Annotated in this window: 14 protein-coding genes and 1 tRNA gene; 11 read left to right on the top strand and 4 right to left on the bottom strand. The window is 43.3% G+C overall.

Features of this window, described 5'->3' with window-relative positions; translation table 11 throughout:
• Window positions 1-132: 132 nt before the first annotated feature.
• Entirely contained in the window at window positions 133-726 is a 594-nt protein-coding gene (locus BQ7997_RS21750; RefSeq protein WP_073348503.1) for a Crp/Fnr family transcriptional regulator, read from the bottom strand.
• A gap of 391 nt (window positions 727-1,117) precedes the next feature.
• Between BQ7997_RS21750 and eno the strand changes: the two genes are divergently transcribed.
• Complete coding sequence (eno, locus tag BQ7997_RS21745) at window positions 1,118-2,398, top strand: phosphopyruvate hydratase (RefSeq protein ID WP_073348026.1); 1,281 nt, start codon at window positions 1,118-1,120, stop codon at window positions 2,396-2,398.
• A gap of 403 nt (window positions 2,399-2,801) precedes the next feature.
• Here eno and BQ7997_RS21740 read toward each other — a convergent pair whose 3' ends face one another.
• Window positions 2,802-3,119 carry a nucleotidyltransferase domain-containing protein gene (locus BQ7997_RS21740; protein ID WP_022137344.1) on the bottom strand — a complete coding sequence of 106 codons (318 nt, stop codon included), beginning with the start codon at window positions 3,117-3,119 and terminating at the stop codon, window positions 2,802-2,804.
• 210 nt (window positions 3,120-3,329) lie between these two features.
• On the opposite strand from BQ7997_RS21740, the gene BQ7997_RS21735 reads away from it, so the two are divergent.
• From BQ7997_RS21735 to BQ7997_RS21725, 3 genes are read left to right on the top strand one after another with little or no spacing between them, the layout of a single operon-like run.
• Window positions 3,330-3,893, top strand: coding sequence for an RNA polymerase sigma factor (locus tag BQ7997_RS21735; protein WP_073348025.1), 564 nt, complete (start codon window positions 3,330-3,332; stop codon window positions 3,891-3,893).
• Window positions 3,890-4,291, top strand: a complete 402-nt coding sequence (locus tag BQ7997_RS21730; protein ID WP_073348024.1) for a hypothetical protein — start codon at window positions 3,890-3,892, stop codon at window positions 4,289-4,291. Before BQ7997_RS21735 ends, BQ7997_RS21730 begins: the two co-directional genes overlap by 4 nt.
• Before the next feature lie 8 nt (window positions 4,292-4,299).
• Entirely contained in the window at window positions 4,300-5,382 is a 1,083-nt protein-coding gene (locus BQ7997_RS21725; protein ID WP_073348023.1) for a hypothetical protein, read from the top strand.
• A gap of 81 nt (window positions 5,383-5,463) precedes the next feature.
• On the opposite strand, the gene BQ7997_RS21720 is transcribed toward BQ7997_RS21725, so the two are convergent.
• Window positions 5,464-5,537: transfer RNA gene (locus BQ7997_RS21720), tRNA-Thr, on the bottom strand.
• Window positions 5,538-5,845: 308 nt separating this feature from the next.
• Here BQ7997_RS21720 and BQ7997_RS21710 point away from each other — a divergent pair.
• From BQ7997_RS21710 to BQ7997_RS21685, 6 genes are read left to right on the top strand one after another with little or no spacing between them, the layout of a single operon-like run.
• Window positions 5,846-6,403 carry a DUF4199 domain-containing protein gene (locus BQ7997_RS21710; protein WP_073348021.1) on the top strand — a complete coding sequence of 186 codons (558 nt, stop codon included), beginning with the start codon at window positions 5,846-5,848 and terminating at the stop codon, window positions 6,401-6,403.
• A gap of 29 nt (window positions 6,404-6,432) precedes the next feature.
• Entirely contained in the window at window positions 6,433-7,383 is a 951-nt protein-coding gene (locus BQ7997_RS21705; protein WP_073348020.1) for a glycosyltransferase family 2 protein, read from the top strand.
• Window positions 7,384-7,403: 20 nt separating this feature from the next.
• A complete protein-coding gene (locus tag BQ7997_RS21700; RefSeq protein WP_073348019.1) occupies window positions 7,404-7,955 on the top strand; it encodes a DUF6452 family protein in 552 nt (183 codons plus the stop codon).
• Window positions 7,891-8,688 (top strand): DUF6048 family protein, encoded by a 798-nt coding sequence (locus BQ7997_RS21695; RefSeq protein ID WP_083589326.1) that lies wholly within the window; start codon window positions 7,891-7,893, stop codon window positions 8,686-8,688. The genes BQ7997_RS21700 and BQ7997_RS21695 overlap by 65 nt, the downstream gene beginning before the upstream one ends.
• Window positions 8,689-8,694: 6 nt before the next feature.
• Complete coding sequence (locus tag BQ7997_RS21690) at window positions 8,695-9,276, top strand: manganese efflux pump MntP (RefSeq protein ID WP_073348017.1); 582 nt, start codon at window positions 8,695-8,697, stop codon at window positions 9,274-9,276.
• A 30-nt stretch (window positions 9,277-9,306) separates the two neighbouring features.
• Entirely contained in the window at window positions 9,307-10,317 is a 1,011-nt protein-coding gene (locus BQ7997_RS21685) for an FAD:protein FMN transferase (protein WP_073348016.1), read from the top strand.
• Window positions 10,318-10,468: 151 nt separating this feature from the next.
• Here the strand turns inward: BQ7997_RS21685 and BQ7997_RS21680 are convergent, their stop codons facing one another.
• Window positions 10,469-11,110: an HU family DNA-binding protein gene (locus BQ7997_RS21680; protein WP_073348015.1), complete on the bottom strand. Its 642-nt coding sequence runs from the start codon at window positions 11,108-11,110 to the stop codon at window positions 10,469-10,471.
• Between the two features lie 308 nt (window positions 11,111-11,418).
• Between BQ7997_RS21680 and BQ7997_RS21675 the strand changes: the two genes are divergently transcribed.
• Window positions 11,419-12,744, top strand: a complete 1,326-nt coding sequence (locus BQ7997_RS21675) for a VapE domain-containing protein (protein WP_073348014.1) — start codon at window positions 11,419-11,421, stop codon at window positions 12,742-12,744.
• The last annotated feature ends 23 nt before the right edge of the window (window positions 12,745-12,767 follow it).

Below are 12,767 nucleotides of genomic sequence, written 5' to 3'. Positions count from 1 at the left end.
TAATTTAAATGATGAACACAAAATTAAGGCATAGCGGACAAATGATTCTCAACATAGGTTGAGAACTGCAGGTATAACATAAAATTCAGAAAAAGGAAAAAATATATTGGCAGAAGATAGGAGCGGAGAACTTCATTCCGGTGTATCAGATATATCAGGTGTATTATCGGTGAATGTCAGCTCTTTCCGGATACGGCTCAGATGTGTAGGCGTTATTTGCAGATAAGAGGCCATTTCTTTGAGAGTAATGTTTTGCAATATATCCGGACATCGCTTCAGCAGAGCAAGATAACGCGCTTTGGGCGACGAGCTATACAAATCCAAGTACTGCATATAAGCTTGACGAAACAAGCCTTCTGTCAGAGCCCGACGCAGTGCCGGCGAATGCTCAAGCTGGCGTTTCAGTACGCTGGCGGGGCATTGTATCACCTCCGCATCTGTCGCTGCAATGATATTGGTCTTAACAGATTCCTTATTTACGGTACTTAGAAAATCACCCACCAGGCCATTGCTGAATACAAACCCTGTAATATGTTCGTGGCCTTCAGTGTCCGTTATCGTATATTTGAAATATCCCTTCCTGATAATCCCAAAATACTTGATGACATCTCCCTGCCAAACAAAGACCTCTCCTTTCCGGTAATGCTTTACCATTCCGTTTTGCAGACAGATTCCATGCCAGAAAGTCATATCCAAATTGTCTATATATGAATTGAAGTTTGCCATATTCCGATTTAACCAACGAGTATACATTGCAAATATAACGAAGTTCGATGAATAATCTGCCATAGTTGCAGAAATTTATCCCTCAATCATATTCTATTACAATCCTCTTCGATATACTCTACTCCAATCACTGCCACCAAACCTCCTTCGGAAAACATACGCAAAAAGAATTCCCCATAATGCCGAACAAATTTCAAACAGGAAGCCCTTGTCACTTCACATTTCCTCCATTACGTTCAAACAAAAAGCATCGTCCCGTTGTTATAGTATAAGGACGTGAACTAATGACATATAGGGAACAGGAACAAAAAGAATACCTATTTATAGTGATTTCCCACTCCCCGTCAAGTCCGTACTTTTGCAAAAATCTTATTCAAAAACAATAGAAACGATGAAAATTGAAAAAATTGTAGCTCGAGAAATTCTCGACTCAAGAGGTAACCCCACAGTAGAAGTTGACGTAGTATTGGAATCAGGAATTATGGGACGCGCGTCAGTGCCGTCGGGTGCTTCCACAGGTGAACACGAAGCATTGGAGCTTCGCGATGGTGACAAGCAACGCTATGGTGGAAAAGGTGTACAAAAAGCGGTTGACAATGTAAATAAAGTCATTGCTCCGAAATTGGTCGGAATGTCTTCACTCAACCAGAGAGGAATCGACTACGCAATGTTGGCACTAGATGGCACTAAGACCAAATCCAACTTGGGTGCTAACGCTATCCTCGGTGTTTCTCTTGCCGTAGCCAAAGCTGCCGCCAACTATTTAGACCTTCCTTTATACCGCTATATCGGTGGAACAAATACGTATGTAATGCCCGTGCCGATGATGAATATCATCAATGGTGGTTCACATAGTGATGCTCCTATCGCATTCCAGGAATTTATGATTCGCCCGGTAGGTGCTCCCTCTTTCAGAGAAGGTTTGCGCATGGGTGCTGAAGTATTCCATGCATTGAAGAAAGTATTGAAAGACCGTGGGCTTAGCACTGCCGTAGGTGACGAAGGTGGTTTTGCTCCTAACCTGGAAGGTACGGAAGACGCTTTGAATTCTATTCTCGCCGCTATCAAAGCAGCAGGATACGAACCGGGCAAAGACGTAATGATCGGTATGGACTGCGCTTCTTCGGAATTCTACCATGACGGCATTTACGATTACACTAAGTTTGAAGGCGAAAAAGGCAAGAAACGTACCGCCGAGGAACAAATCGACTATTTGGAAGAGTTAATCAACAAATATCCTATTGACTCTATCGAAGACGGTATGAGTGAAAATGACTGGGACGGCTGGAAGAAACTCACTGAACGTATCGGTGACCGCTGCCAGTTGGTAGGTGACGACCTGTTCGTGACAAACGTCGATTTCCTTGCAATGGGTATCGAAAAAGGTTGCGCCAACTCTATCCTTATTAAAGTAAACCAAATTGGTTCTTTGACTGAGACATTGAACGCTATCGAAATGGCTCACCGCCACGGCTATACTACCGTCACTTCCCACCGTTCCGGTGAAACGGAAGACGCTACTATCGCCGACATCGCAGTAGCTACCAACAGCGGACAAATCAAAACCGGCTCTTTGAGCCGTTCTGACCGTATGGCCAAGTATAATCAGTTACTTCGCATTGAAGAAGAGCTTGGTGATTTGGCTGTGTATGGATATAAGAGAATTAAGTAAATCTCTATTTTACTTCTAAATAACGTGAATTCGATATAATTTCGTCCGCATGGTTTCCCCTCCTTCTGGAAGGAGGGGTGTCCGAAGGACGGGGTGGTAGGTAAATATAGTAGTCTGTTATTCAGAAATATATAGATTTGCAATTTCACCTACCACCTCCCCCTACGGGGACTCCTCCTTCCAGAAGGAGGAGAAGCGGAATAGTCAGGTTTATATCGAACTGACGTTAAATAAAATCCCCGGACGATATCGCCCGGGAATTTTTATATAAGCTTTTATCATTCTATTAATAGCAGAATAGCAGAATTCCATAACTCATTTTCTACGAGAATATCTACATCGTGCAATAGTTGATGGGCTTTACCCATTCTATATATTACTATATCCTGTCGTATGTCTTCATTCATTGCAAAAGAATCCCATCTTTTAAAACATTATAGTAAAACAACGTTTGCTTTTTAGCTTCTTCCCAACGCTTACGAGTCATCACGATTGGACTAATAACAATTCCCTTCTCAAACTCCATATCATATATCGGTGCAGTTATTTCTTCCTCTTCTTCCAAGGTTATCTCATTCTTATCAAGCAATATCAGCAAGTCTACATCACTATCCGGGCGCGCTTCCCCTCTAGCTTCTGAGCCATAAAGAATAGCCTGTGCATTCGGAACTACACGTTTTAATATATCCTTCAACGTTTCGATCAATTCTATCCTTCTCATATTCTTCACTTAAATGAATTTGTTTCATACAAAGTAACAAATAAAAATCGGCATTTCCTAATTAAAGAAACATCATTCCTGCATTATAGCCTAATCATACACGACCCCCTAAGAGAAAAGTCATAGAGTCTCATATTTTTTTTCGTATATTTGATAATTCGTAAACGACCGGAAGTATTTTATAACGTATCATATTATAAACAAGAATAAATGATGAATCAGGAAGAAATACAGAAGTTGGTAGACCGGAGTCGGCAGGATGACAAGGAAGCATTTGGTCGTTTGGTTTCCGAATTCCAGTCATTGGTATTCCGGCTTTCCTTCCGGTTACTTTGCGATGAGGATGAAGCAAGAGACATGACGCAGGAAACATTTGTCAAAGTCTGGCTATCATTGAAATCATATGATAGGGAAAAGCGCTTTTCTACATGGCTTTACAAAATTACCTGCAATGCCTGCTATGACCGTTTGCGTTCATTGAGCCATTCACCCTTAGACAAAGAATCTTCATTTTCTGATTCAGCAGATATTCCTTCGGACGATAATATTGAAATATCACTCGCCAACAAACAGTTGAAAGAATTGATATTGCGCTATACCGACGAACTGCCCGCACAACAGAGAATAGTGTTCATGCTTCGGGATGTCGAAGAACTGGAAGTGACGGAAGTTCAAAGTATCACAGGATTAACTCCGGAAAAGATAAAGAGCACCTTGTATCTGGCACGGAAGAATATACGTAATAAAATGAATCAAATAGACCCCGATTTATGAAACAAGAAGATAAACTGTATGAAGAATGGCTGTCCGAACTCAAAAACAAACAGCCAATATTAAAGAATCCGGAAGAGTTGACAACGTCTATTCTGAATAGCATTCCCCGGTCGCATCCCAAAACCGGAAGGAGAAAGTTCCTGATTGGTGCCTGGCTGTCAGGACTTGCTGCCGCAGTGTTACTCCTACTATTCATAAACGATACTTATCTTTCTCCCACACCTCAACAGAATGGATATGGAGACTGGCAAAACAGCACTTCATTCCCATTACCGGAGAATTGGAAAGAGATGGGACTTCAAGAGAAAAACAATTATCTGTCCTCTCGATTCACGCGACAGCGGCAACTCCGGCAGACACGTATTATCCAGTTAATCAAAGAAAACCGATCCAAATAAATCAAGATATGAAAACTACTCATTTATTCATAACAGCATTGTTGCTACTCGGTACAGCTTCTTGTAGCACCAACTACCGGATGACTTCACGAATAGAAAGTGACGGAAGCATATACAGGGAAGTTTATGCCCGAGGTGATTCCGCTTTCATCGCAGGAGACAAGACCCACAATCCATTTCTGTTTCAGATAGACACAGACTGGCAAATAGTAAAACTGGACTCTGCCGTCAAGTTCAACTTTTGGGGAGAGGAAGAAAAACTGAACGTAAAAGTTTGCAGAAAACTACCGGTTGTAGATGGAGAATACTTTTCCGTCACAAAAGGAAAAGAATACATGCACCCCTTAACTATCCCCACAGAACGAGTGAAGAAAAGATTCAGGTGGTTTTATACCTATTATATATACACCGCCACCTACAAAGAGCTTATGGATAAAGGGCCTGTACCCCTCAGCAATTACATGAATAAAGAAGAGCAAATCATTTGGTTCTGCGGAGACAACAGAGCTTACGACGGACTAAGCGGAATGGAATTGAAAGATAAACTGGACGGAATCGAAACCAAATTCGGACAATGGTATAGCCGCAGCCAATACGAAATCAACTGGGAAGTGATTCATGATTTCATTTTGGCGCAGGGCGACACAACCAATATACACCGTTTGGACGAATCAAAAGAAGCAGTTTATAAAAAACACTTCTCCGCCCAAGACACTTGGGGAGATGCCCAAACGGATGCTCTCTGTAACATTTTAGATAAAATCTACCAAACCAAATTCTATTCAGAACTTTATTTAAAGAATAAAGAAGCCATGGACAGCATATGTGAACAAAAAATCGAAATAGCCGAGGTGCTCTATAACACCATACGATTCGAGTTGACAATGCCCGGCAAACTACTTTCCTCCAACGCAAGAACACTAAATAACAATTCAGCTATTTGGAAAGTAGATGGTTTCCGGCTCTTGGCAGGCAATTATACCCTCAATGCAGAATCACGGGTTATCAATTATTGGGCATTCGGAGTTACATTACTAATTGCTCTGATAATTTTAGGAGTCTTTGTAAAATTGCACAGGCGTACCCGATAGACATATATAAAAAAAGAAAAGCATTCAGGCAAATACCTGAATGCTTTTTCCTTCGTGAACTGGCTGTATATCCAATTTTTGAGCCTCTTGTCGGATTCGAACCAACGACCCCGAGATTACAAATCACGTGCTCTGGCCAACTGAGCTAAAGAGGCGGGTGGGTAAGCTAACTATATCGCGCCGCTACAACCAACTACCTTTGCTGCGATCAAGCCCTGGAGGATTCGAAGGGAGCTGGCCGTATAGGACTTACCCGTTTTGCGGTTGCAAAGGTAGGCATTTTTATGAATCCTGCAATAGATATGGATAACTTTTTTCACACAAAAAGACTAACAGACTACATTTCAAGCAATTAAAAGTACAAAAAAAATCCCGGGTAGCAACTTTTATTGCTTTATTAACTTTAACAACCATATTTCCCCTACCAACCGATATTATTCGTACCTTTGTGCGCAATTTATAAATGAAGATGACAGAAAACAGAAGCTATTTACAGAAATATGCCATGCACTTTGGCACGTATATGGGAGCCTATTGGATATTGAAATTCATACTATTCCCACTAGGGTTTCGTATCCCTTTCTTTTCTTTCTTATTTATAATCCTGACATTGGCCGTACCGTTCATCGGCTACCACTATACGAAGATGTATCGGGATAAGATATGCGGAGGAAGCATCCAGTTTTCGCATGCTGTCCTTTTTACTATATTTATGTATATGTTTGCCTCCTTGCTGGTAGCTGTAGCCCATTACATCTATTTCCAGTTTATCGACCACGGCTTTATCATCAATTCTTATACACAACTATGGGACGAACTGATGGCAAACACCCCCGCCCTGATTGAAAGCAAAGAGATTATAAAAGAGACGATAGACAGTGTCCGTTCACTCAATTCCATAAATATCACCATGCAACTATTATCATGGGATGTATTCTGGGGAAGCCTCCTTGCCATCCCTACCGCATTAATGGTGATGAAAAGAGCAAAACCTGAGAACAACAAACCTTCGCAATCGTAATTTGTAATTCGTAATTTAGTAATAAAAAGATGGATATATCAGTTGTAGTCCCATTATTCAATGAAGAAGAGTCACTACCCGAACTCTACGCTTGGATAGAACGGGTAATGCAAGCCAACGGATTCTCATTCGAAGTGATTTTCGTTAACGACGGAAGCACCGACCACTCATGGGAAGTGATAGAAAAGCTCAAGACGCAATCAGAACACGTAAAAGGTATCAAATTCCGCCGCAACTATGGCAAATCTCCCGCACTCTACTGCGGATTCGCCGAAGCCCAGGGTGACGTGGTTATCACGATGGATGCAGACCTGCAAGATAGCCCGGACGAAATTCCCGAACTCTACCGGATGATAACCGAAGATGGTTACGACCTCGTATCCGGTTGGAAGCAAAAAAGATATGATCCATTATCGAAAACACTGCCAACCAAGTTATTCAACGCCACCGCACGCAAAGTCTCAGGTGTTAAAAACCTGCACGACTTTAATTGCGGACTGAAAGCATATCGCAAAGATGTAGTAAAACACATCGAAGTGTACGGTGAAATGCACCGCTATATCCCCTACTTGGCAAAGAACGCCGGATTCAAAAAAATCGGTGAAAAGGTGGTACATCACCAGGCACGCAAGTACGGCACTACCAAATTCGGGCTCAACCGCTTTGTCAACGGCTATCTAGACTTGCTCTCCCTTTGGTTCCTTTCCAAATTCGGAATCAAGCCGATGCATTTCTTCGGATTGCTGGGTTCTTTGATGTTTCTCGTCGGAATGATTTCTGTCATCATCGTAGGCGCCAGCAAACTATATGCCATGTCCAACGGTCTGCCCTACCGATTGGTGACCGACTCTCCCTATTTTTATTTGTCACTCACGGCAATGATTATAGGTACACAATTATTCCTTGCCGGATTCCTTGGCGAACTAATCTCGCGTAATGCGCCGGAACGGAATAACTATCAGATAGAAAAGAAAATTTGATTCACATTCAATAATTGACTATGAAGAATTTAGTTCGTATCTTTCTCCTATTGATAATCGTCGGTGCCGCTGTGAGCATCCATAGTTCATGCTCGGACGAGAACGATTGTTCGTTGGCGGGACGCCCGATGATGTATTGCACATTCAAGACCATAGACAAGAGCCTTGACCCGACCAAGGTGTTAAACGACACACTTGACTCACTGACAATCAAAGCATTGGGGACGGACTCAATCATTCTCAACAACGAGAAAAAAGTGCATAAGATAATGCTGCCGTTACGTTATACCAGCGATTCTACCGTGTTTATTCTCCAATACAATCCGGTAGACAATCCTGACGATGTAGATACCCTATATATCGTACAGCAGAATACGCCCTATTTCCAGTCAATGGAATGCGGATATATGATGAAACAAAATATCATCAGCACCAAGTTCGGAAACAGAGCCAATAGTTCAGAGAAAATAGACTCTATCTATTTTAGAAATAAAGAAGCCAATAGTAATGAAATTGAGAATCTACAGATATTCTTTAAATATCGTGACCGCACACCGATTACGACTGACTAGCCTGCTTCTGCTCTTTTGCATCGGACTCCCGTTGTTAGCGCAGCAACAACGCCCGACCCATACACCCAAAAGAGATCAGAAAAAAAATAAGGTTGCCGAAGTAGATACCATTCCTTTTTACAATGGTACATACATTGGCGTGGACTTATACGGCCCAGGAAGCAAACTTCTTGGTAGCGACTTCATGAGTTCCGAAATCAGCGTGGCAGTCAACCTCAAAAACAAATTCATCCCTACCATAGAATTCGGTATGGGTGGAACAGACACCTGGAGCGAAACGGGTATCCACTATAAGAGCAAAGCTGCCCCGTTCTTCCGGATCGGTGTGGACTACAACACCATGGCAAAGAAGAAAGAAAAGAACAGCTACCTGTATGCAGGCCTTCGTTACGCATTCAGTTCCTTCAAATACGATGTATCCACCATGCCGGCAGGTGACCCGATTTGGGGAGACGTCATAGGCAATCCGAGTCTGGAAGATGATTACTGGGGCGGAAGCGTCCCTTTCAGCCACTTGGGAATGAAAGGCTCGGTACAATGGCTTGAAATCGTCTTAGGCGTTAAAGTACGTATTTACAAGAACTTTAATATGGGTTGGTCGATACGCATGAAGTACAAGACAAGCGCTTCTACCGGAGAGTACGGCGACCCGTGGTATGTGCCCGGCTACGGAAAATTTAAATCGAACAATATGGGAATCACCTATTCCCTCATTTACAAACTGCCTCTTTAGAATATAATGACAGGACTAGAGATTTGGTTGCTTGCCATAGGTTTGGCGATGGATTGTTTCGCTGTTTCGATTGCAAGCGGCATTATTTTGAAACGCACCCGATGGAAACCTATGCTGGTCATGGCTTTTGCCTTCGGACTCTTTCAGGCCATCATGCCTTTTATCGGATGGATGTTTGCCAAAAGTTTCAGCCATCTTATAGAAAGCGTAGACCATTGGATTGCTTTCGCGATTCTTGCTTTCCTCGGTGGTCGGATGATTTGGGAATCTTTCAAGGAAGAAGAGTGCTGTCAATTATTCAATCCGGCAAACCTGAAAGTGGTATTCACTATGGCAATAGCAACAAGTATCGACGCATTGGCAGTCGGCATTTCATTCGCCTTTTTAGGAGTTCAGGACTACAGCGAAATCCTCTCCCCTATCCTTATCATAGGCTTCGTCTCATTTGTCATGTCCATGTTCGGGCTTATCTTCGGCATTCAATGCGGTTGCGGACTTGCCCGGAAGTTGAAAGCGGAATTATGGGGCGGCATTATTCTGGTCATCATCGGAACGAAAATATTAATCGAGCATCTGTTTTTCCAATAAAAAGAGTTTTCCCATCAAATCAAAGAGCATATGAAAACAAAGAAGAGTTTCCTTTGGCTGGCTTTCCTGATTCTGGCAACTATCTGGATATTAGCCAGACGCAATCAGCAATCCAACTACAATAGCATCAAAGGTCTGGTATTCGGAACCGTATATAAAATCACCTATCAGCACGAAGGCGACTTAAAGCCGGAAATCGAAGCGGAACTGCAACGCTTTGACAATTCTCTATCGCCATTTAACGACAGTTCTGTCATTAGCCGTGTAAACCGTAACGAAGAATTGGTTACCGACAGCTTCTTTCAAAATTGCTTCAACCGTTCGATGGAAATATCACGCGAAACAAAAGGCGCTTTCGACATCACGGTAGCCCCTCTTGCCAATGCTTGGGGATTCGGTTTCAAGAAAGGAGCTTTCCCGGATTCATTAATGATAGACAGTTTGCTACAAATCACCGGATATGAAAAGGTGAAATTGGAGAACGGTGAAGTTATCAAGCAAGATCCGCGTATCATGTTGAGTTGTAGTGCAGTAGCCAAAGGGTATTCGGTAGACGTAGTAGCACGTCTGCTCGACCGGAAAGGTATAAAAAACTATATGGTAGACATTGGCGGTGAGGTAGTAGTAAAAGGCAAAAACCCTTCCAATAACTTATGGCGCATTGGAATCAACAAACCCGTCGACGACTCACTGGCCGTAAACCAAGACCTACAAACAATACTCGAAATTTCAGACTTAGGCTTGGCAACTTCCGGCAACTATCGCAACTATTACTATAAAGATGGCAAGAAATATGCCCATACCATCGACCCGAGAACGGGCTATCCGGTACAGCACAGCATCTTGTCCTCTACCGTAATCGCCAAGGACTGCATGACCGCCGACGCCCTGGCTACCGCATTCATGGTAATGGGACTGGAAAAAGCGGAAACTTTCTGCAAGGCAAACCCAGAAATTGACGCTTACTTTATATACAGCGGAGAAAACGGAGAGTTCAAGACTTACTACACGGAAGGAATGAAAAAGTACATAGCGAAATAGAGTCCGCTTCTTCTCTTTCATTCTCTTCACATGAGGATAACTCTCAAGTTATCAACTATTTCGTGTGATAACCCGAATAAAAAGCCTCTTTCACATCCTTCACGACCGGTATCATCGCAGGTAAGACTACTTATCGTGAAGGATGTGCCGCTTATCGTGAAGGGTGTGCCGCATCTCTCGACACCCCATAATAACCGGGAGCAGGCACATACATCGGTTGATTACGCAAGCCGATATTCACAAGTTTTCCTTCCCCACGCAGACGGACTAAATGCGTTTTTGCCGTAGTACGAGCCAAGCCGCATATCTCCTGAAAATCCCGGCGGGTCATCATCTGATGTCCGGCAAAATATTCTTTCAACAGCATATCAATCTCCACTTCCGAAACCTTTTCCGAATGACGGACGTACTTAGACTGACTGGCACGGACGCCGACAAAATGTCCTTTCAGATTACTGTCAGGACGGAAACGGACGGTTTTGAAAGTCACCTTATTCGTTTTATGCGGAGTGCTGCGGGTCACTTTCCCCGTAGCCGCCAAAGTGGGATAGAAATAACCGATCCCCTCGATATGCACTTCTTTTCCCTCACGCAACGATTCGCCGAGAATCTTCGACAGGTTGTCAAGCACATTCTTCACATCACCCACAGTCAACGAACTGTAATCATGAATCTTGTAACAAAGCATATCCGTATCCACCTTACCATTCATAAAGATACGGGGATGCAACGCCGCCTCTTCTTCTTCCGAAGATACGTTAGGATTTTCATACCAATCAAATACAATAGCCATTACTTCTTATCAATTAAAATGTGTAACTTCATCATAGGACGACTGTAATCGGCTATTCAGACAACTGGAATCGGCTGTTCGGTCAACTATAGTCAGCCAACCGGACAACTCCAGTCGGCTTTCCTCAAACAAGCACTAAAGATACGACAAAGTAACGACATATCAGCATAAGAAAGCATGTTTTTCGTTTCAGAAGAAAATAAACATTTTCTTTGTTAAATACTTGCAAACCCCATATTCCATGTTATACCTTAGCAGCATCAACCGGTCGAAAAAACAACATTTATTCATTTAAAAAGAAGAAAAATATGAAGACATTAGAATATAACTCAAAACGCCTGGCAAAAAGAATACGGGTATTGATGAAAGAATCGTCAAACGTCATCGTTTCAGCGATCGTCCCAAAAGACGAACCGCAAATACAAGAAGTACATGAACAAGATAAACATGAACAGGAAGCACATAGGCATGAAGCACATAAGCAACCCGTTCTCCTGACGCAACAAGTGATTGACTTTTTAGAAGCTCGATATGACTTCCGCTACAATCTGCTCACCGAAGAAACCGAATTCCGCCCATACGGCGGGCGGGATATCCCTTTCTGTCGCATAGACAAGCGGGAACTGAACACCTTCTGCCTGGAAGCTCATAAAGAAGGTATCAACTGCTGGGACAAAGATCTTCAAAGATATATCTACTCCACCCAAGTGGAAAGTTACCACCCATTCCGGCTCTATATGAATGAGCTACCAACGTGGGACGGGACGGATCGGTTGAAACCCTTGGCGAAGCGGGTATCCGACGCTACAATATGGATTAAAAGTTTCCATACCTGGATGCTCGGTCTTGCCGCCCAATGGTCGGGAATAAATCAGACACAGGCAAACAGCGTAGCCCCGATACTTATCAGCGAAGAACAGGGACGTCATAAGTCCACCTTCTGCCGTATGCTGATGCCGCCGCAACTAGCCCGCTATTATTCTGACAATCTGAAACTAACCGCGCAGGGCAATCCCGAACGTCTTCTGGCCGAGATGGGGTTACTCAATATGGATGAGTTTGACAAATATGGAGCGCAAAAGATGCCGTTACTGAAAAATCTAATGCAAATGTCCAGCCTTAACATTTGCAAAGCCTATCAGAAAAACTTCCGGCCGCTCCCACGCATCGCTTCTTTCATCGGAACAAGCAACCGTACCGACTTGCTCCGTGACCCGACGGGCAGCCGCAGATTCATCTGTATTGAAGCGGAACATGATATAGACTGCACCGGAATAGAACATTCACAAATCTATGCACAACTGAAAGAAGAACTGCTTTCAGGCGCCCGCCACTGGTTCAGCAAAGAGGAAGAACATGCCTTGCAACGTCATAACAGCGCCTATTATCATGTCAACCCCATAGAAGACATTGTGCGCAACACATACGCGTCTGCTGCGTTGGATGAGCCGGACTGCCTGTCGCTCTCCGCCGCTATTATCCATCAGGAATTAAAAAAAAGGTTTCCGGCCGTGCTTCGTAGCTGCACTCCTATCCAACTGGCGCAAATTCTGACCGCAGCAGGTATCAGCCGACAGCATACAAGGTTGGGGAATGTGTATTTGGTGAAGAGGGTGAAGGATGGTGAAGAGTGAAAATAATGCCGTTCATTCACAGG

Origin of the sequence: Bacteroides congonensis, assembly GCF_900130125.1 — a bacterium.
In the GTDB taxonomy this organism is placed as follows: Bacteria; Bacteroidota; Bacteroidia; order Bacteroidales; family Bacteroidaceae; genus Bacteroides; species Bacteroides congonensis.
This window is presented reverse-complemented; position numbering and strand designations above follow the sequence as displayed.

Excerpts from the sequence above, each read along its gene's own strand:
- BQ7997_RS21750 (WP_073348503.1), bottom strand. The coding sequence starts at position 726 with ATGGCAAACTTCAATTCATATATAGACAATTTGGATATGACTTTCTGG.
- eno (WP_073348026.1), top strand. The coding sequence starts at position 1,118 with ATGAAAATTGAAAAAATTGTAGCTCGAGAAATTCTCGACTCAAGAGGT.
- BQ7997_RS21740 (WP_022137344.1), bottom strand. The coding sequence starts at position 3,119 with ATGAGAAGGATAGAATTGATCGAAACGTTGAAGGATATATTAAAACGT.
- BQ7997_RS21735 (WP_073348025.1), top strand. The coding sequence starts at position 3,330 with ATGATGAATCAGGAAGAAATACAGAAGTTGGTAGACCGGAGTCGGCAG.
- BQ7997_RS21730 (WP_073348024.1), top strand. The coding sequence starts at position 3,890 with ATGAAACAAGAAGATAAACTGTATGAAGAATGGCTGTCCGAACTCAAA.
- BQ7997_RS21725 (WP_073348023.1), top strand. The coding sequence starts at position 4,300 with ATGAAAACTACTCATTTATTCATAACAGCATTGTTGCTACTCGGTACA.
- BQ7997_RS21710 (WP_073348021.1), top strand. The coding sequence starts at position 5,846 with ATGAAGATGACAGAAAACAGAAGCTATTTACAGAAATATGCCATGCAC.
- BQ7997_RS21705 (WP_073348020.1), top strand. The coding sequence starts at position 6,433 with ATGGATATATCAGTTGTAGTCCCATTATTCAATGAAGAAGAGTCACTA.
- BQ7997_RS21700 (WP_073348019.1), top strand. The coding sequence starts at position 7,404 with ATGAAGAATTTAGTTCGTATCTTTCTCCTATTGATAATCGTCGGTGCC.
- BQ7997_RS21695 (WP_083589326.1), top strand. The coding sequence starts at position 7,891 with ATGAAATTGAGAATCTACAGATATTCTTTAAATATCGTGACCGCACAC.
- BQ7997_RS21690 (WP_073348017.1), top strand. The coding sequence starts at position 8,695 with ATGACAGGACTAGAGATTTGGTTGCTTGCCATAGGTTTGGCGATGGAT.
- BQ7997_RS21685 (WP_073348016.1), top strand. The coding sequence starts at position 9,307 with ATGAAAACAAAGAAGAGTTTCCTTTGGCTGGCTTTCCTGATTCTGGCA.
- BQ7997_RS21680 (WP_073348015.1), bottom strand. The coding sequence starts at position 11,110 with ATGGCTATTGTATTTGATTGGTATGAAAATCCTAACGTATCTTCGGAA.
- BQ7997_RS21675 (WP_073348014.1), top strand. The coding sequence starts at position 11,419 with ATGAAGACATTAGAATATAACTCAAAACGCCTGGCAAAAAGAATACGG.